Origin of the sequence: Seonamhaeicola sp. (assembly GCF_028281565.1) — a bacterium.
Taxonomy (GTDB): Bacteria; Bacteroidota; Bacteroidia; order Flavobacteriales; family Flavobacteriaceae; genus Seonamhaeicola.
In genome coordinates this window covers 199,638-218,538 of record NZ_JANQJQ010000013.1, presented here as the reverse complement: position 1 = coordinate 218,538, position 18,901 = coordinate 199,638, and the positions used below count along the sequence as shown (strand labels likewise).

The window sequence follows — 18,901 nt, the reverse complement described above, 5'->3', positions numbered from 1 at the left end:
TTTTTTAACTTTTAACTTTTAACTTTTAACTAATTTACGCAATACTAGACATAGAAACCACCGGGGGCCGCTATAACGAAGAAGGCATTACTGAAATTGCCATTTACAAATATGACGGTCATAAAGTGGTGGATCAATTTATAAGCCTGATAAATCCTGAACGGGATATTCAGCCTTTTGTAGTTAACCTTACCGGCATAAACAATAATATGTTACGCAACGCCCCCAAATTTTATGAAGTTGCAAAGCGTATTGTTGAAATTACCGAAGCCTGTATTATTGTAGCCCATAATGCCCAATTTGACTATAGAATTTTATGTACTGAATTCAAACGATTAGGGTTTGAATATGAGCGGGAGTCACTCTGTACTGTTGAACTTTCCAAACACTTAATTCCCGGACAACAGTCTTATAGCCTGGGTAAATTGGTTAGGTCGCTAGGGATTCCTGTTTCTGACAGACACCGTGCTTCCGGTGATGCTTTAGCAACAGTCAAACTATTTAAAATGTTGATGGATAAGGATACTTCCAAGCATATCATCCAGAATTCTGTTCGCTCTAATCCAAAACATCAGTTAGAGCCCAGGCATATTGATATTATAGATGAGTTGCCCGCTATAACCGGAGTATATTACATCCATAAAGCTGATGGTGAAATTATTTATATTGGTAAAAGCAAAAACATAAAAAAACGTATCACGCAGCATTTTACCAATACCAACCCAAAATCTAAAAAAATTCAGGCCTTAGTTAGTGCCGTGACTTATGAAGCCACAGGTAGCGAATTGGTAGCGCTTTTAAAAGAAAGCGAAGAAATAAAACGTATAAAACCAGTCTTCAACAGAGCTTTGCGCAGAACAAGATTCACACATGCTTTATATAGTTTTATTGATGAACACCACTACATAAATTTAAAAATTGACATTGTTGATCGGAAAAAAAAACCCATTACTACATTCAGCAACAGACAAAGTGGAAAAAATTTTATTCTAAAGGCCATTGAAGAGTATCAATTATGCCAAAAGCTAACCGGGTTATATAAAACCAAAACCAGTTGTTTCAATTATGATATAAAAACTTGTAATGGGGCTTGTATTCGGGAAGAGCCTATAGAATCCTATAACAAACGTGTTGAAACACTAATCTCAAAAAACAGCTATTCCAATAAAAATATGGTCATTATTGATAAAGGCCGGGACATTGATGAACGCAGTGCCATATTAATTGAAAACGGTGTATTCAGAGGTTTAGGGTTCTTCAATCTAAACTATCAAATAAATAATATAGAGGTGCTGAAATCTATTATTACTCCCATGAATAATAATAGGGATACGCAACATATCATCCAAAGCTATCTCAGAAAAAACAAGAAAGTCAAACAAATTATATTTGAAGATTTATGAAGAGAATCATCTTAATGCTGCTATTACTTCCTACACTAACGCTTTTCTCTCAAACATCATTTAATTCAGAAGCTTATCGGGTGACTTTAGCCGATATTGAAACTAATGTCTATGAAAAAGATTCTACTGCAAATGCGGTTATTATATACCAACATGGTAAAAGCTGGGTGAGTCCGTCCACTTATAAATTAATGACCAAAGAAAAGCATAAAATAAAAATTCTAAACAAAGAAGGGTTTGATAAAGCAACGGTTGAGCTTTACATGTATAGAAGAAATGGAAATGATTATGAAAAAGTTGATGACATTCTAGCTACTACCTACAATATGGTTGATGGTAATGTGGTAAAATCTCAACTTAGTAAAAAGGATATTTTTAAAGAAAAATATAATGAGAACTTCGATGTTGTAAAATTCACATTGCCAAACATTAAAGAAGGGTCTGTTATAACCTACAGTTACACCATAAAATCACCATTCATGTTTAAATATAAAGGTTGGGAGTTTCAGCATGACGTCCCTACACTTTATAGTGAATACCAAACCAGTATTCCAGGAAATTGGATATACAATATTAAATTGGTTGGAGGAAAGAAACTCGCTACTAACACTGCTGATGTAAAACGAAACTGTTTGGAAGGTTCCAGGGGCGCAAGTGCAAATTGTTTAGAAAGTGTATATGCCATGAAAGATATTCCTGCTTTTATAGAGGAAGACTACATGACCACCGTAGATAATTATTTAGCCAGAGTGGAATACGAATTAAAAACGTTTAATGGTTTTGACGGTAGTGTAAAAAATTTCACTAAAGAGTGGAAAGATGTTGATAAAGAGTTGAGAATTGATCAAAATGTTGGAAAACAACTTTTAAAATCGGTTAAACTGGAAGATTTGCTTCCCACAGATCTGATAAACGGTTCTAATTCTTTGGAAAATGCGACATCTATTTATGAGCATATTCAAAAAAATTATACCTGGAACGAAAAGTTTAGAATTTTCAAAAATGTATCTGTTAAAGATTTGATAAAGAATAAATCCGGTAACGTGGGGGCCTTAAATATTTTGCTACATAATATCTTAAAAGAAAAAGGCTATAATGTTAAACCGCTTTTAATTTCAACCAGACAAAACGGTCATCCAACAAAAATATATCCGGTAATTTCAGATTTCAATTATTTAGTAGTTCATGTTACCATTAATGGGGAAACCTACCTTTTGGATGCCACAGATAAGTATTTAAGTTTTGGAGAGATTCCATTCAGATGCTTAAACCTATTTGGCAGGCTTTTAGATTTTAATGCCGGAAGTGATTGGTTTGATATTGTACCCAAAAAATCAAATGTTGTATATGAAGCTAAAATGCAAATTGATGAAGACAAAAACATTGTAGGAACTATTAAATCCAGAAGAACCGGGTATCACGCTTATAATCATAGAAGATCATACTTTAGAAACAAACCGGCATACATAGAACGGCTAGAAAACAAATCTCCAGATATTATTATTTCAGACTTTGAAGCTATTGAAAGTACAACGACCGGTCCGGTTTTTAAGGAACAATATACGATTGAATACCCCGGTGAAGAAACAGGCGATAATATTTATCTCGATCCGTTTTTTGTAAAATTCTTCACAGAAAACCCATTTAAACTTCAGGAAAGATCCTACCCTATTGACTTCGGATATCAGGATTCTTATTACTACACCTTAAAGCTCAATTTGGGCGGTAAATATGAAGTAGTTGAAAAACCAAAACCAGTCATTGCCAGTTTACCTGACAAAGCAGGTAAAGTATTCTTTTCATCATCTATTTTTGAAAATGAATTATCATTAACACTAAGAATAGACTTTAAGAAGGCCGTTTATGTTGCTGAATATTACCCGTATTTAAAAAAATTCATGAATAAAATAGTTAATATTCAAAACAATTCGCTTGTGTTATTAAAGAGAAAGTAATGATTCTTTCTTATTTTTGAATATATGAGTGATAAGGCAAAGCTACATTGGAAAACCAGACTTCATGACATTATTTATGAAGCAGACACCAGGGCAGGCAAATTATTTGATGTTATTTTGCTTTTTGTAATCATTGCCAGTATCATCCTTGTAATGCTGGAAAGTGTTGATAGTTTTGATGCCAGATATCACGGTTTTCTAAACGTTTCGGAATGGGTCATTACTATCCTCTTCACCTTAGAATACATTGCCAGAATCATTACTGTTAAAAGACCCCTTAAATATATTTTTAGCTTTTATGGCATTATAGACCTGCTATCAACCATACCAAAATATATTTCATTAATATTTGGTGGTATTCATGCGCTTGCCGCATTAAGGGCTTTAAGGCTTTTAAGAGTATTCAGGATATTAAAACTGGTAAGGTACGTGGGTGCGTCTCACACACTCATCAGAGCCCTGAGATCCAGTAGGGTGAAGATTTCGGTATTTCTATTTACGGTCATTATAATTTCTATTATTTTGGGTACTATCATGTATCTTGTTGAGGGTGATGAAGCCGGGTTTACCAGTATCCCTACCAGTGTTTACTGGTGTATTGTAACCTTAACCACGGTTGGCTATGGTGATATTTCTCCAGTTACACCACTTGGTCAGTTTATAGCTTCTATAGTAATGATCTTAGGTTATGGCATTATTGCCGTACCTACCGGAATTATTTCTGCCGAATATGCTTCCCAAAGAAGAAGGAACAAACCTAATTATGACAATATTCAATTGAACTCTCGGTCTTGTTCAAATTGCCTTACCGAAAATCATAGGGATAAAGCCGAATTTTGTTATAACTGTGGTGAAAAACTACACCCCTAATACCAACTTAGATCAAAACAAATACAAAATATCTGATTTCTGTTATTGGACCAACTGCCATTGGAAAGACCTCCCTGAGTATTAAGTTGGCCCAACATTTTAATACCGAAATAATTTCGGCAGATTCCAGGCAATTCTTTAAAGAAATGCAAATTGGTACAGCCGCCCCAACCATGGAAGAATTGGCAACCGTTAAACATCATTTTATTCATCATAAATCCATCCATAACAATTACAGTGTTGGTTCGTTTGAAAGGGATGCGATTCAAAAGTTAGAAGTGCTTTTTAAATCTCATAATGTAGTTGTTATGGTAGGTGGTTCCGGGTTGTATGTTGATGCTGTTATCAAGGGATTAGATGATTTTCCGGATGTTGACAGTGCTATTAGGGAAACTCTGAATAGTCAATTAAAAAATGAAGGTTTGGAATCACTTCAAAACCAATTGAATACTTTAGACCCTGTGTCATATAACACCATAGCTATTGAAAATCCTCATAGAGTGATTCGCGCTCTGGAAGTTTGTATTGGAACAGGAAAACCATATTCATCATTTTTAAATAAAGCCAAAGAAGCCAGAAACTTCAGAACAATAACCATTGGCCTTACCGCAGAAAGAGCAACCATTTATAACAGAATTAATCAACGCGTTGATATCATGATGGAAACGGGCCTCCTAAAAGAAGCTGAAGCGCTTCTTCCCTATAGAGATTTGAACGCTTTAAACACCGTTGGCTATAAAGAACTATTTAAATATTTTGATGGTGAGTGGCCCTTGGATTTTGCAGTTTCAGAAATAAAGAAGCATACACGTAGATTTGCTAAACGCCAACTAACCTGGTTTAGAAAGCATGAAGACACCATTTGGTTTGATTATATGGTGCCTGTAGAAGAAATTATTGAAAAAATAAACGTTTCATAACTATGTCTTTTCCTGAAAATCCCTTAGATAATCCGGTTTGGTCTTCGTTAACCGACATTCATTTTGATGCCTGTATTGACTACGGCAGTGTGAAATTTTATCACCCGGATTTCACCCCATTCGGAGCGTTTACAGATGGAGCGGATACCAGTGATGCTATTGAAAAGCACGCCAAACTACTGGACCGTTTTTTTATAGTTGGTGAACAACCAAAAGTTCCTGCTTCCTTTAATCCGCCTAAAAGATATGTGGGTTTACAAATGATTATTTATAATGAAATCAATCAACCGATTACAGAGGATATCATAGAACTAAACGAAACCCATTATATAGACTTAATGGATTTAATTGATTTGGTATATCCGCATTTCTTTAAAAAGAACACCAACAAACTTGGACGTTATTACGGCATTTATAAAAATAACCAGCTGGTTGCAGTAACAGGTGAACGCATGCAAACCAATAACTTTACTGAAATTAGTGCCGTGGCAACCCATCCGGACCATACCGGGAAGGGCTATGCTAAACAGTTAATAACCCATACGTCTAAAAACATATTCAAGGAAAATAAAATACCGTTCTTACATGTTGATAACACTAATTTAGGCCCCATCAATTTGTATAAAAAACTAGGGTTTACAATAAGAAGAGAAATGCAGTATTGGCTGATAAGTAGGTAGTGAAGAATTGTAAAAAAACAAGGTAGATTTATTTCATGGCAACATTACTGTATTTGGCATTTACAACAATACTTTTACCGCTGCTTAAGTTGCCGGTTGAAAACGTAGTGACATTCCCGGGGTCTTTTTTAGGGTGACTGAAACGCGACCTGTTCCCCTTGTACTGTAAATTATAATTCACATTGGGAAGGGCAATAACGGCATCACAATTCTGAATGATAACATTCAAATTTGTAAAGGCATCATCTATTTTTAAAATTTTTATATCACCTATATTACCGTCAATAATAGCGTTTCCCAATAAATTATCAATGGTAACATTAGACGAATTGGAATTCAAAACCACGTGCTTTACATTGTTTAGCTCTACCGTTTTAGCATAATTTAGATTTAACTCACCTAAATTCCAATCAGACACATATATCGGTGAATAAGAAGCATTAATGGAAGTAGACCCCCCATTAATGCTATTTGCTGTTAGTTTAGTATAAGCCAGGTCAGCTTTTAAATTATCAACATTTGCGGCTAACTCAATTTCGCCATGTCTTACATTAACCTTTAGTTTAGCACCTTTAGGCATTTTAATTTTAATGGTTTTTTTGACTTTAGAACGAACTTCCTTATGAACCATTTTTTCAATTAATACCCTTCTTTCCTTAGCCAGTTTTTCACGCTTCTCTTTTTGTATTTCTCTTTCTTTCATTAATTTTTCGCGCAATAATTCACGTTTTTCTAAAGCACGCTCTCTGTCTTTTTGAACTTTTTCCAAACGCTTTTGTTGTTCTTCAGTTCTTTTGGCCTGTTGCTCCATTTGTTTGGCAAAACGTTCTCCCCAGGCTTCCATTTTCTTTTCAAACGCTTCACTGTCCCAACTATTTTCGAACTTTTTAGCCCAGGCTTCCATTTTTTCCGCATACTTTTCTCCCCATTCCTTACCAAATTTTTCACCCCAGGCTTCCATTTTTTTGGCATAGTCTTCGCCATAGGCAGATTCAATTTTTTGGGAGTACTCTTCCAGATACTTTTCGCCGTCTTTCTTATAGGCTTCATAATCAAAATGGAAACTATTTACACCTTTAGGCAACTCCGGTAACTCCGGCATTTCAGGTAATTCCGGAAGTTCCGGTATTCTGATATTGAAGTTGAAATCCATTTCAGGTAATTCTGCCAATTCAAATTTAAGCTCTCTTAAAACAGCATTTACTGCATCTTCACCATCATGTCCATGACTAAAAGCCAAAACTCTCGGTGCTCTTGCAGCACTATTGGTGCTAATAGTTACTTCATCACTTGAAGCATCAACATTGACTTTCCAGTTCTTTAAAGCTTCTTTTAATTCTTCGTCACTTAAATTGTCGCCTTCAACGTAAGCTTCAATTTCTACGACATTTTTGTTCCAGGTGTCAAATACAATATTGCAATAACTCGTGCTTAAATCTATAGTAACATCTTTATCAACCTTAATCGATTGTGATACTTTAGTTTGTTTCTGTGCTGTTAAACTACCGACCGTAAAAAAGGCAACTACCAGTAATTTTAGCTTTATTAATGATCTGTTCATTTTTTGATTTTTTTAGATGGATTGTTCAACCTCTTCGGTTCCGGCCTCAGAAGGTGTTAATTCTTTTAATTGAGATTTTAATCGATATAATAAATTTAAACGCAATTTTAAATTGTCAATTAAGGCATTAACGGTCAGTTCACTTGGTTCGGATTCGGTTAACTCCAAAGACAGTCTTTTGTATTCTTTATCAAGTTCTCCTAATTGTTCGATGTAACCGTCAAAAAGGTCTTTAGTCTCAGGCGTGTATTTTATTTTAGATAACTCCAAATTAATACTTGCCAAATAGTAATCTTCAACCTTTTTAAGCTCCGGAAACATATCTCCTAAGGTTTTGGTTTCTGCAGTTTCAACTGGAGTGCTTACCATTTCTACCGGGTCAACCGTACCTGCTTCCGGTTTAAAGATCTTATAGCCACCAACACTTAAACCAATTACCAATACTATACTGGCGGCTATACGTATCCAACCAAAATTAGACTTTTGTGATTCAGGGAACGCTTCATCCAACCTTTTAAGAAAACGTTCCTGATGATTTTCCGGCATCTTCTCATGCGTTATTTTATCATCTTTAAATAACTCTCTAATATCTTGCGCCATGACTCCTAAGTGTTAACAGTTCTTGTAATTTTACTTTACCTCTTGATAATTGCGTTCTTGATGCCACCTCAGAAATACTTAAGATCTCAGATATTTCCTGATGATCATAACCTTCAATTAAATACAACATCACCACATACTGATATTTATCCGGTAATTTGTTAATAGCAAGTTTTACGTCATCTAATGTTATAGCATCATCTACTAACCATTTGTCATCTACAGGAGTATCAACTACTTTTAAGTGCACGTCATCTAACTCAACAAGTTGTTGTTTTTTAGATTTTAAAAAGTCAATGCTCTTGTTTACCACAATACGTTTTAACCAGGCTCCAAAAGTAACTTCTGCTTTGTATTGATGTAGTCTTGAAAAAGCCTTAATAAAGGCCTCTTGTACCACATCTTCTGCATCATTAGCATCTTTCAGAAAACGTTTGGCCACAATATACATACCATCGCAGTACTGGTTGTATAACTGCAATTGTGCTTTTCGGTTGTTCTGTTTACATTGTTCAATAATGTCAACTTGAAACATACTAAATCTACTTTTGGTCTAAGTTAGTTCGTTTTAAAAGACGATAAAAAAAATGAAGTGTTGCAAAAAAAATTATTTTTTTATTGGTTTAATAACAAAACCTAACAATTATGCGTTTGCTTCTTAGTAATTATAAGTTTTTAAAGTATATTTATATCGAAAAAATCTCTCCATATGAATGCCTTCTTAAAACGTGTGTTAATCCTACTTTCAATAATAGCTTTGGGACTACTTTTATATTCTGTTTTTGTTGAAAATATTTTTGAAAAACGCCTGAGTCCTAAAGATACTGTAAAATTTGAACTAAATGATTTGAGGCTTAAAGTGTTTTATAACAGGCCTTATAAAAAGGAACGTGACATATTTGGTGCCCTGGTTCCTTTTAATAAAGTATGGCGTACGGGTGCAAACGAAGCCACCACGTTCCAAACCAACGAAACACTGGATATTGATGGTATGATTTTACCGGTTGGAAAATATACTTTATGGACGGTTCCCAAAGATTCTTCCTGGACCGTCATGTTCAATTCTAAAGAATATGAATGGGGTGTGGATTCTGAAATGAAACCCATGTGGGATCCTAACTACGATGTTATCAATGTTGAAGTCCCGGTGCAAAAACTGGAATCGGTTGTAGAGCAGTTCACGATTGCTTTTGATAATTCTACAGATAAATTATTCTTAACCATGGCCTGGGATGATGTTAAAATTGCAGTGCCTCTAAAGTAAAATAACTGTTTTTATTAGCCTCTTAATTAGTTATCTTAGCTTACAAACATTTATGAATTAGTGGCAAAATCAAAAAAGACAGCGCTCCAGGAAAAAGATGGTATTTCTATCTCGGAAATCACCAGTAATAACGCTATTGAAAAACTTAAGAAAAAGCGAAGCACTAAAATAGATGTAGATACTTTAATTGCAGCTATTTTAAGCAAGGATATTACGGCTTTAAGCAGGGCCATCACATTAATTGAAAGTAAAAATCCCAAACATTTAGAAAAAGCGAACCGTATTATAAAAGCCTGTTTGCCGCACGCTGATAAATCTGTTAGAATAGGTATCACAGGTGTTCCGGGAGTTGGCAAAAGTACTTTTATTGAAACTTTCGGAAAGCATTTAACCGGTATGGGTAAGCGCATAGCTGTTCTGGCAATAGACCCCAGTAGTTCTTTAACTAAGGGAAGTATTCTGGGGGATAAAACCAGAATGGAAGCTTTGGTCAGAGATAAAAATGCTTATATCCGTCCGTCGGCATCCGGAGATTCTTTGGGTGGTGTGGCCAGAAAAACCAGAGAAACCATTACACTTTGCGAAGCTGCCGGTTTTGATGTGATCATCATAGAAACCGTTGGTGTTGGACAAAGCGAAACCACTGTACACAGCATGGTAGATTTCTTTTTATTATTAAAACTTGCCGGCGCCGGTGATGAGTTACAGGGCATTAAGCGGGGAATCATTGAAATGGCTGATGCCATTGCCATTAATAAAGCTGATGGAGATAATTTAAAAGCAGCAAAACTTGCCAAGACCGAATTTGCAAGGGCACTCCACCTCTATCCTGAAAAAGCCTCTGATTGGCAACCAAAAGTTACCATCTGTAGTGCTGTGGAAAATAAGGGCATTGATACCATTTGGGACATCATTTCAGATTATGTAGACACTACTACTAAAAATAACTACTTCAGGGCAAAACGAAATGAGCAAAACAAATACTGGCTTGTTCAAACCATTGAAGCGCAATTAAAATCGGATTTTTTCAATCAGCCAAAAATCAAAAAAGAACTTAAAAAGCAATTGGAACTCATTGAAAATAATGAAACGACACCGTTTGCTGCGGCTGATTACTTGTTAAAACTAAACAATTAAGTAATGGCAAACTTTTTAAGTAAAAACTTCGACAACTTATAAAAAATAAATCCCGAAATAGCTCCAAAAGTTAAACCACAAACAATATCCGTTGGGTAATGTACGCCTACATAAATTCTACTGTATGCCACCACGGCACTCCAAAACAATAAAATAAAAATAGCATTTTTGTAGAATGGTCTAAGCAATAAACCGGCAAAAACAGCAGCTGCCATTGAGTTTGATGAATGCCCGGAAAAGAAACCATACTTACCACAACGTACCGCTATAAAGCGCATTTGGTCTATTAAATCTGTTTCACGGCATGGTCTAGGTCTTTCAAATCCACGTTTAAACACATTAGTGATTTGGTCAGTAAACGTTATCATTAAAGCAACAACCACTACAAAAACCAATAGTGCTTTCCACCCATATTTTTTATATAATAAAAACAATAACAACGCATATAATGGAATGAATGTAAGTTTGTCTGTTATCAGTAACCAAAGTCCATCCCAGGTTTCAGTTCCTAAATTGTTTAAGAATAAAAATAACTCCGTATCGTACTGTAAAATCTTTTCTAGCATCTTAGAAAATTCAAAATCTTAATCGTCATACTTTGCAATTTCGCTATCGTAGAAGGCCGTTGCTAATTTAATGGCATTCTCAGTTTCTGTTTCCAGTTCCTTCTGGTCTTCAGCATCAAAATCTTCAAACCATTCCACTGCATCGTTTTCAAGATTAATGATGAATCTTGGAAATTCCGTATGAATGACATAAATAGCGTTGGGAAACTCGGTATTATCGCCTAAAATAAATTTTGGAAGAGACATTATAAGTTCTAAGTTACAAGTGCCTTAAATGCACTAAAGTTATGTGCAGACTAAAGTACTTAAAGTTTTGAGTTTTCAATTCAACTTTAGATTTTTTTTTATAGTTTGTTTGCTATTGAAGTGAAAATAGCCAGAAGTTCTTTGGCTTCTGTTCTTAAATCTTTTAAACTTTCGTTGCCCCAACTTAATGCTTCAATTATTTCCAACCAATAGTCCGTTTCTGATGCCTCTCCTAAACTAATCTTTATCTTGTTTTTAAAGTCTTTTGGACTTCTAGACCGGTTTGCCTCTCTATAATTTGCGCCAACACTTGTTCCCGATTTGGTTAATTGATTTCTCAATACCAAACCTTCCGGATTATTTGGCAGACTAGATGATAAATTTATAACATTAATGGCAAACGCTACAGTACGTTTTTCCAATTGAACCGCAAATTCTTTATTTGTCATAGGATTTGGTAACTTTAAATACTTAAGACACTTCAGTGCACTTGTACCTTTTGGGATATCAACTTTTTAGTTAAATAATTAAATCGAATATACAATAAAATGGCAGCGGTTGATAAACCTGCTAACAAGCCCAACCAAATGCCAAAACTACCATAAGCATCTGCTTTTCCAAAAAACCAACTAACCGGAAACCCAACCAACCAATAGGATATAAACGTAATAAGCGTAGGGATCTTTACATCCTGCAACCCTCGCAATGCTCCCAAAACAATGACTTGAATACTGTCACTTATTTGAAAAATGGCTGCTGTAATTAACAACTTTGATGCTATAGCCAGTACTTCAGTGTTATCTGCTAAGTTTTTGGCATCGTCAAAATCAACGTATAATCGCGGTAAATAATTATGAAATGCAAAGAAAATAATAGCAAATCCAAAAGCCAGTATGGTTCCCATTAGGAATAAAGAAAAAGCAATTCTGCGTAACTCAAAATACTTCTGCAACCCTTTCTGATTTCCTACTCTAATCATAGAAGCCACACTTAATCCCATAGCCACCATAAAAGTCATTGACGACAGGTTTAGGGCAATCTGGTTTGCTGCCTGAGGGTTTTTCCCTAATAGTCCGCTCAACCAAATAGCAGCTGTAAAGATGGCTACTTCGAAAAGCATTTGCATGGCGCTGGGTGTTCCCAAATTAAGGATCTTTTTTATCATTAATCTATCAAGCACAAAGAATTTAATGTTGGTTACAAAGCCTTTTGATTTTTCTTTTCCTCTCAACAAATACCATAAATACCCAACCATTATAAACCTGGAAATCAATGTTCCGTAAGCCGCCCCTACAATGCCTAAGGCGGGAAAGCCAAGTTTTCCAAAGATCAGAACATAATTTAATAATACGTTTATGATGTTTGCCAAAAGCGTAGCATACATAGGGTATTTAGTCATGGATAGCCCGTCACTAAATTGTTTAAAGGCTTGAAAAACAATCAAGGGAATTAAAGAAAATGCTACTAAATCCAAATACGGAATTGCCAATTCAACTACTTCGGGCGGTTGTTTCATAAAATACATGAGTGGTTTGGCAAAAAATACCAGTAAAAAGAGCAATACCCCTAAAACCGTACATAAAAACAAGCCGTGCTTAAAAGACGATTTCCCTTTTAAAAAGTCCTCTGCGGCATCCGCTTCAGCAATTAAAGGTGTTATGGCCGTTGAAAAACCAATACCCAAAGACATAGCAATAAACATAAAACTATTACCTAAAGACACGGCAGCCAGTTCTGCAGTCCCCAACTGCCCTACCATGATATTATCTACAAAACTAACAAAGGTATGCCCCAGCATACCTAACATAACAGGAGCCGCTAACTGCCAATTGTACTTAAATTCCCTGGTATAGTTTTGTAATTGCATGATGCAAAAGTAACCTTTAGCTTTGGCATTAACCAATTTTATAAAATTAGTTCAAAATCTCACAATTAACATATGTTAATAACTTCATATAACTTTCATATAATTAGGTGGTTATTTTTTATACATTTGAGCGCCGTTAATCTACGTCAATATAGAATCATTTATATGATTACGATATTATAGAAACATTCGGCTTTTATTTTATAGGGATTAAAAATTACAGCTTAAACGTTTCGATATTAAAAAGGAGGAAATTATTTCCTCCTTTTTACTTAACAAAACAACTTTCTTTATTTAGACTTTTTCCAATCTACTAATGAAGTAGACAACTCAAACTTTTATATTTTTAAAAACTAAATTTTCTCCGGACTGAGAAATCTCAAAATTATATTTATTAAGCCTATCATATACTAAGGATGTTATTCCTTTTTCATAACTTTCATGTATTTCCAAAAGACCAAATCTAGTTTTCGGAAGCCAATTTTCATAATGATTTAAAAAAACAGCTTTTTCAGAACCCTCAATATCCATTTTTAACAAATCTATAGACTCTAGTTTATATGTGCTCATAATATCTTCCAAAGAGATCCCCATAAACTCAGCCTTATCTTCAGTGGTTTCACTTACTTTAAAGGCCCATTTGCCGGCATTTTTATTTACGATCATTAAGCTACAACTCTTATCCCATAGACCGCCTTGAATAACTTCAATATTTCTATAATTGGAAATATTCATTTTAATCATTTCAATATTAGAGCTTTCTGGTTCTATAGCTATTATTTTGGCTCCCTTAAATTTATTTGCAAAATACACTAGGGAATACCCACAATTGGCTCCAGCATCAACAATAGTTTTAACCTTAAAAGGGATATCAACATTATATTCTTCTTCAATAAAAAGTTGTCGAAATATTCTCAAATCCGTTGTATTAGGCCTTAAATAAATTGGGTTATCATACCCTTTAACCTTAAGCCTAATATTTTCACCATTATTAGTTTTAAAATTTGCATGTAGTTTTACCAACTGAATAACACCTAATGACCTTATCCATTTTGGTATCAATTTTACCTTAGAAATTCTATAAAATACTTTAGATATAATGGAATTATTCAAATTTACTTCATTTAAATAGACATTATAATATAATTTGGTCAATCTCTATTTTTGCTAATTTAAACTCCTCAATAATATCCTTAACAATTTGAGATGTTGGTTTTATATCATGAATTAACCCTGAAATTTGTCCTATCTCCAGTTCACCATTATCTAAATCGCCTTCAAACATACCCTTTTTGGCACGCGCTCTTCCCAACAGTTCTTTTAGTTGAGCCACGGTAGGGCCTGTTTTATAAAGTGCTTCAACTTCATCGTAAAACTTATTTTTTATGAGTCTTACAGGTGCTAATTCCTTTAAAGTTAACTGCGTATCACCTTCTTTGGCGTCAACAACCACCTGCTTAAACGCTTGGTGTGCCGAACTTTCTTCACTGGCAACAAAACGGCTTCCTATTTGAACCCCATCGGCTCCTAAAATCATAGTAGCTAACATAGCACTACCGGTTGCTATACCTCCTGCCGCAATTAACGGGATTTTAATATGTTCCTTAACCATAGGAATTAAAGTTAAGGTTGTAGTTTCATCACGTCCGTTATGTCCACCGGCCTCAAAACCTTCTGCAACAATAGCATCAACTCCGGCTTCTTGTGCTTTTAGAGCAAACTTTACACTACTAACCACATGGACTACTGTAATACCTTTTTCCTGTAACCAGGAGGTCCAGGTCTTAGGGTTTCCTGCAGAAGTAAAAACGATCTTAACGCCTTCTTCAACAATAATATCCATAATTTCCCGGATATTTGGATATAACATTGGAACGTTGACCCCAAAAGGTTTATCGGTAGCTTTTTTACACTTTTGAATATGCTCTCTAAGCACATCCGGATACATGGACCCGGCTCCAATAAGTCCTAAAATCCCTGAGTTGCTCGCTGCAGATGCTAAACGCCATCCACTGTTCCAAACCATTCCGGCCTGAACAATGGGATATTGAATATTAAAAAGTTCGGTAATTCTATTTGGCATATTTGAAAGTTAAGAAATAACGCCGGAACCCAAAAGTTCATCGTTTATATACCAGGCAACAAACTGCCCTTCGGTAATAGCTGATTGATAGGCTTCAAATTCAACATATAACCCGGAATCCACTTTATGCAAAGTTGCTTTTTGAAGTGGTTGCCTGTATCGAATTCTGGCTTCCACTTTTAAGGTTTCATCTACCTTTAATGCAAGGTCTTCCCGAATCCAATGTAATTCATCATTGCTAACGAACAATGCTTTCTTTAATAATCCGGGATGCTCTTTTCCCTGACCTGTATAAATAACATTGTCTTCAACATTAGTATCAATAACGAATAATGGTTCAACGGTTCCGCCAACTGCTAATCCCTTTCTTTGACCTTTGGTAAAATAATGAGCCCCCTGATGCTTGCCAACAATCTTTCCAAACTCCACTTTGTAATCAATTTTTCTTGACAGGTATTCCAATTTGTCTACTTCCGAAGTGAATTCAGGTTGCTCCTGATTGAAAATTTCCTGTTCTTTAGGAATTTCCACTATAACCCCTTCTTTTGGTTTTAACTGTTGTTGTAAAAAGTTAGGCAATTTTACTTTACCAATAAAACAAAGTCCCTGAGAGTCTTTTTTATCAGCAGTAACCAGCCCTATGTCATTAGCAATATCTCTAACTTCCGGTTTTGTTAATGCTCCAATAGGGAATAGTGCTTTAGATAATTGTTCCTGGGACAACTGGCATAAAAAATACGATTGGTCCTTATTATTATCTACCCCGGCAAGTAACTGATACACTTCTTCGCCATCTTTCTCAATAACACCTTTTCTACAATAATGACCGGTAGCTACATAATCTGCGTCCAGATCCAGGGCTATCTTCATAAACACATCAAACTTGATCTCCCTGTTGCAAAGTACGTCCGGGTTAGGCGTTCTTCCCTTTTCATATTCGTTGAACATATAGTCTACTATGCGTTCTTTATATTGCTCACTTAGGTCTACTGTTTGAAAAGGAATGCCTAATCTTTCGGCCACTAACATGGCGTCGTTACTATCATCTAACCAGGGACATTCATTAGAAATGGTCACAGAATCATCGTGCCAGTTTTTCATGAACAGACCAATAACCTCATAACCCTGCTGCTTTAATAGATAAGCAGCAACACTGGAATCCACTCCCCCTGAAAGCCCTATAATGACACGTTTCATGTTAATTAAATTAGGCTACAAAGATACATATTCTCTAAACAAATTGATACCAAAAAAGCATCATGAGAAATCTTCAAAAAATCATTTTGTTTAACTTTTTTAAATTTTTTTGAAACAAAATTTGGATTTTTGTTTAACTTTTTTATAAATTTGTCAAACAAAATGATAATTTAAATTTTTTAATCATGAAAACATTAGCAGCCTTAGCACGAACAACTTTACTGTTATTAGCTACATTCATTGTAATATCATGTAGTGATGATGACGATAATACTGTTGTTCAAAAAACCCCAGAAACTATTACAGAACTTGCAGTTGCAACACCAGATTTAAGCATTTTGGTTCAAGCACTGCTGGCAGCAGAAGGAAACCTTGCAGCCGTTCTGGATGACCCAACAGCTTCTTTTACAGTGTTTGCTCCTACCAACGATGCCTTTGCGCAATTCTTGGCAGATAATAACTTTGCAAGCTTGGAAGATGTTCCTCAACCTGTATTAACACAGGTATTGTTAAACCATGTGATATCAGGTGAGCTGGTTTCCGGCTCATTATCAACAGGATACGGAAAAACTTTAGCTACCGAAGCTACAACCGGAGCTAACTTGAGTATATACATAAATACAGCAGGTGGTGTTACACTGAATGGTATGTCTATGGTTACAACTCCTGATATTGATGCCACCAATGGTGTGATCCATGTTGTTGATAAAGTGATTGGTTTGCCATCTTTAGTTGACTTTGCAACAACTAATGATGATTTTTCAATTTTAGTGTCAGCATTAACCCGATCAGATCTTACGTTTGATTACGTTTCGGCTTTATCCACACCAAATGGTACGGATCCGGCACCATTCACAGTTTTTGCTCCTACAAATCAAGCTTTTGCAGATTTACTGACGGAACTGGGAGCAAATTCATTAGGAGATATCGATGAACCGACATTAAAAGCTACTTTAGACCTGCATGCAGTTGCCGGAGCCAATGTACTTTCATCCGATCTAATGGATAACATGACCGTTTCTACGCTGGGTGGCGATATTACGGCTAATGTTACAGGAGGTGCAACACTGACGGACGCCAATGGAAGAGTTAGTGATATACAAGTGGTTGATGTTCAAGCAGCAAATGGCGTGATTCACGTAATAGATAAGGTGGTTTTACCTAATATTCCAAACACCATAGCGGGTAAAGTAGCAGCTAATGAAAGCCTTAGTAGCCTTCTGGCAGCGCTTCAGGCAGCCGATGGTGATCTGGTTTCTATTTTAAACGGTACTACCGAATTTACAGTACTCGCTCCTACAAATGAGGCTTTTGCAACCTTCTTAGCTGATAATAATTTCGCTTCTTTAGGCGATGTTCCAACAGATATTTTAGCTCAGGTATTATTAAATCATGTAATTACCGGAAAAGTTATGTCGGGAGATTTAATAGCCGGTGGGTCAGGGTATGCTAATACCAATGCCATGGGAGCCGGAGATATGAATATGAGTATTTATTACGATACGTCTAATGGTGTTATGTTCAATGGTATTTCAACCGTTAGTTCTGCAGATATTGAAGCAACAAACGGTGTCATTCACATAGTAGATAAAGTGATTGGGTTACCAAGTGTAGTTGATCATGCCTTAGCTAACCCTTCTTTTAGTAATTTGGTAGCGGCTTTAACTGCAGCAGACGGAGATTTGGTTAATGTACTAAGCGGTGATGGTCCATTTACTGTGTTAGCACCGGTAAATGATGGCTTTACAAGCTTCTTAGCCGATAATAATTTTGCTTCTTTAGGCGATGTTCCAACCGATGCGCTTTCACAAGTATTATTGAACCATGTCCTGGGTGGAACCACGTTTTCAACAGATTTGGTAAATGCCGGTTCAGGATATTCTAATACCAGTGCAACCGGTGCAGGTGATAACCCCATGAGTATCTACTTCGATACATCTAATGGCGTTATGTTCAATGGTGTTTCAACAGTAGCTTTACCGGATGTGGTAGCAGCTAACGGTGTTATCCATGCCGTAGATAAAGTTATTGGATTGCCTACCATAGCAACTTTTGCAACCAGTAATCCCGCATTATCAACTTTAGTTGCAACCCTGGCTTATGCCGATACAGGTACACCTACTGTTCCTTATATAGCTACAGTATCTGATGCTTCTGCCGGACCATTTACGGTATTCGCTCCTACTAATGATGCTTTCGGAAATTTATTAACGGACTTGGGAGCAGGTGCTTTAACAGATATTCCTACCGGTACTGTGGATTCCGTTCTGTTGTTACATATTGTTAACGCGAATGTACAATCCAGTGGATTACCAAACGGAACCGTAACTACTTTAGGTGGCGATATAACGGCAGACAATACCAATTTTACGCTGACAAATAGTAACGGAACAAGCAATATAGTTACATCCTTAGTAGACATTCAGGCTATAAATGGTGTTGTACATGTGATTGACAGAGTAATAAGATAAGAATTATAAAAGCTTAACAATATTTACAACCGCATCAAATAGAACGAATGCGGTTGTAAATCCAAAGATGAAATAACAAAA

Annotated in this window: 18 protein-coding genes; 8 read left to right on the top strand and 10 right to left on the bottom strand. The window is 35.7% G+C overall.

What is annotated here, in order from left to right; translation table 11 throughout:
* Positions 1-32 precede the first annotated feature (32 nt).
* Genes Q0983_RS06370 through Q0983_RS06350 form a run of 5 tightly spaced genes read left to right on the top strand, consistent with a single transcriptional unit; the run spans position 33 to position 5,828 of the window.
* Positions 33-1,403 (top strand): exonuclease domain-containing protein, encoded by a 1,371-nt coding sequence (locus Q0983_RS06370; RefSeq protein ID WP_299550480.1) that lies wholly within the window; start codon positions 33-35, stop codon positions 1,401-1,403.
* A complete protein-coding gene (locus Q0983_RS06365) occupies positions 1,400-3,358 on the top strand; it encodes a DUF3857 domain-containing protein (protein ID WP_299550375.1) in 1,959 nt (652 codons plus the stop codon). The genes Q0983_RS06370 and Q0983_RS06365 overlap by 4 nt, the downstream gene beginning before the upstream one ends.
* A 24-nt stretch (positions 3,359-3,382) precedes the next feature.
* The gene (locus tag Q0983_RS06360; protein WP_299550373.1) at positions 3,383-4,228 is read left to right on the top strand and encodes an ion transporter; all 846 of its coding nucleotides are present in this window, start codon (positions 3,383-3,385) and stop codon (positions 4,226-4,228) included.
* 11 nt (positions 4,229-4,239) lie between these two features.
* Positions 4,240-5,148: a tRNA (adenosine(37)-N6)-dimethylallyltransferase MiaA gene (miaA, locus tag Q0983_RS06355; RefSeq protein WP_299550478.1), complete on the top strand. Its 909-nt coding sequence runs from the start codon at positions 4,240-4,242 to the stop codon at positions 5,146-5,148.
* A 2-nt stretch (positions 5,149-5,150) separates the two neighbouring features.
* Positions 5,151-5,828, top strand: coding sequence for a GNAT family N-acetyltransferase (locus tag Q0983_RS06350; protein WP_299550371.1), 678 nt, complete (start codon positions 5,151-5,153; stop codon positions 5,826-5,828).
* A gap of 28 nt (positions 5,829-5,856) precedes the next feature.
* Here the strand turns inward: Q0983_RS06350 and Q0983_RS06345 are convergent, their stop codons facing one another.
* From Q0983_RS06345 to Q0983_RS06335, 3 genes are read right to left on the bottom strand one after another with little or no spacing between them, the layout of a single operon-like run.
* Positions 5,857-7,389: a hypothetical protein gene (locus Q0983_RS06345; RefSeq protein WP_299550369.1), complete on the bottom strand. Its 1,533-nt coding sequence runs from the start codon at positions 7,387-7,389 to the stop codon at positions 5,857-5,859.
* 12 nt (positions 7,390-7,401) lie between these two features.
* Positions 7,402-7,989, bottom strand: a complete 588-nt coding sequence (locus Q0983_RS06340) for a hypothetical protein (RefSeq protein ID WP_299550367.1) — start codon at positions 7,987-7,989, stop codon at positions 7,402-7,404.
* Positions 7,973-8,524: an RNA polymerase sigma factor gene (locus Q0983_RS06335; protein WP_299550365.1), complete on the bottom strand. Its 552-nt coding sequence runs from the start codon at positions 8,522-8,524 to the stop codon at positions 7,973-7,975. The genes Q0983_RS06340 and Q0983_RS06335 overlap by 17 nt, the downstream gene beginning before the upstream one ends.
* A gap of 174 nt (positions 8,525-8,698) precedes the next feature.
* Here Q0983_RS06335 and Q0983_RS06330 point away from each other — a divergent pair, with 174 nt between their 5' ends.
* Positions 8,699-9,253 (top strand): DUF2911 domain-containing protein, encoded by a 555-nt coding sequence (locus tag Q0983_RS06330; RefSeq protein WP_299550363.1) that lies wholly within the window; start codon positions 8,699-8,701, stop codon positions 9,251-9,253.
* A 60-nt stretch (positions 9,254-9,313) separates the two neighbouring features.
* A complete protein-coding gene (gene meaB / locus Q0983_RS06325) occupies positions 9,314-10,390 on the top strand; it encodes a methylmalonyl Co-A mutase-associated GTPase MeaB (RefSeq protein WP_299550361.1) in 1,077 nt (358 codons plus the stop codon).
* On the opposite strand, the gene Q0983_RS06320 is transcribed toward meaB, so the two are convergent.
* The 7 genes from Q0983_RS06320 to mnmA all read right to left on the bottom strand — a co-directional run bounded on the left by Q0983_RS06320 (position 10,387) and on the right by mnmA (position 16,349).
* Positions 10,387-10,956: a phosphatase PAP2 family protein gene (locus Q0983_RS06320; protein WP_299550360.1), complete on the bottom strand. Its 570-nt coding sequence runs from the start codon at positions 10,954-10,956 to the stop codon at positions 10,387-10,389. The genes meaB and Q0983_RS06320 overlap by 4 nt on opposite strands.
* Positions 10,957-10,974: 18 nt before the next feature.
* Entirely contained in the window at positions 10,975-11,202 is a 228-nt protein-coding gene (locus tag Q0983_RS06315) for a hypothetical protein (protein ID WP_299550359.1), read from the bottom strand.
* A 98-nt stretch (positions 11,203-11,300) separates the two neighbouring features.
* On the bottom strand, positions 11,301-11,651 hold the full coding sequence (locus tag Q0983_RS06310) for a four helix bundle protein (RefSeq protein WP_299550357.1): 351 nt from the start codon (positions 11,649-11,651) through the stop codon (positions 11,301-11,303).
* 32 nt (positions 11,652-11,683) lie between these two features.
* A complete protein-coding gene (locus tag Q0983_RS06305; RefSeq protein ID WP_299550356.1) occupies positions 11,684-13,069 on the bottom strand; it encodes an MATE family efflux transporter in 1,386 nt (461 codons plus the stop codon).
* A 330-nt stretch (positions 13,070-13,399) separates the two neighbouring features.
* Positions 13,400-14,182: an FkbM family methyltransferase gene (locus Q0983_RS06300; protein ID WP_299550354.1), complete on the bottom strand. Its 783-nt coding sequence runs from the start codon at positions 14,180-14,182 to the stop codon at positions 13,400-13,402.
* Positions 14,183-14,204: 22 nt separating this feature from the next.
* Entirely contained in the window at positions 14,205-15,152 is a 948-nt protein-coding gene (locus tag Q0983_RS06295; RefSeq protein ID WP_299550352.1) for a nitronate monooxygenase, read from the bottom strand.
* A gap of 9 nt (positions 15,153-15,161) precedes the next feature.
* Positions 15,162-16,349: a tRNA 2-thiouridine(34) synthase MnmA gene (mnmA, locus tag Q0983_RS06290; RefSeq protein WP_299550350.1), complete on the bottom strand. Its 1,188-nt coding sequence runs from the start codon at positions 16,347-16,349 to the stop codon at positions 15,162-15,164.
* 185 nt (positions 16,350-16,534) lie between these two features.
* Between mnmA and Q0983_RS06285 the strand changes: the two genes are divergently transcribed.
* The gene (locus Q0983_RS06285) at positions 16,535-18,820 is read left to right on the top strand and encodes a fasciclin domain-containing protein (RefSeq protein WP_299550348.1); all 2,286 of its coding nucleotides are present in this window, start codon (positions 16,535-16,537) and stop codon (positions 18,818-18,820) included.
* Positions 18,821-18,901: the final 81 nt, after the last annotated feature.

Bases quoted from the DNA above. Each gene is read 5' to 3' on its own strand.
- Q0983_RS06320 (WP_299550360.1), bottom strand. From the start codon at position 10,956: ATGCTAGAAAAGATTTTACAGTACGATACGGAGTTATTTTTATTCTTA.
- Q0983_RS06295 (WP_299550352.1), bottom strand. From the start codon at position 15,152: ATGCCAAATAGAATTACCGAACTTTTTAATATTCAATATCCCATTGTT.
- Q0983_RS06365 (WP_299550375.1), top strand. From the start codon at position 1,400: ATGAAGAGAATCATCTTAATGCTGCTATTACTTCCTACACTAACGCTT.
- Q0983_RS06340 (WP_299550367.1), bottom strand. From the start codon at position 7,989: ATGGCGCAAGATATTAGAGAGTTATTTAAAGATGATAAAATAACGCAT.
- Q0983_RS06315 (WP_299550359.1), bottom strand. From the start codon at position 11,202: ATGTCTCTTCCAAAATTTATTTTAGGCGATAATACCGAGTTTCCCAAC.
- Q0983_RS06310 (WP_299550357.1), bottom strand. From the start codon at position 11,651: ATGACAAATAAAGAATTTGCGGTTCAATTGGAAAAACGTACTGTAGCG.
- Q0983_RS06350 (WP_299550371.1), top strand. From the start codon at position 5,151: ATGTCTTTTCCTGAAAATCCCTTAGATAATCCGGTTTGGTCTTCGTTA.
- Q0983_RS06335 (WP_299550365.1), bottom strand. From the start codon at position 8,524: ATGTTTCAAGTTGACATTATTGAACAATGTAAACAGAACAACCGAAAA.
- Q0983_RS06285 (WP_299550348.1), top strand. From the start codon at position 16,535: ATGAAAACATTAGCAGCCTTAGCACGAACAACTTTACTGTTATTAGCT.
- Q0983_RS06345 (WP_299550369.1), bottom strand. From the start codon at position 7,389: ATGAACAGATCATTAATAAAGCTAAAATTACTGGTAGTTGCCTTTTTT.
- Q0983_RS06330 (WP_299550363.1), top strand. From the start codon at position 8,699: ATGAATGCCTTCTTAAAACGTGTGTTAATCCTACTTTCAATAATAGCT.
- Q0983_RS06305 (WP_299550356.1), bottom strand. From the start codon at position 13,069: ATGCAATTACAAAACTATACCAGGGAATTTAAGTACAATTGGCAGTTA.
- mnmA (WP_299550350.1), bottom strand. From the start codon at position 16,349: ATGAAACGTGTCATTATAGGGCTTTCAGGGGGAGTGGATTCCAGTGTT.
- Q0983_RS06360 (WP_299550373.1), top strand. From the start codon at position 3,383: ATGAGTGATAAGGCAAAGCTACATTGGAAAACCAGACTTCATGACATT.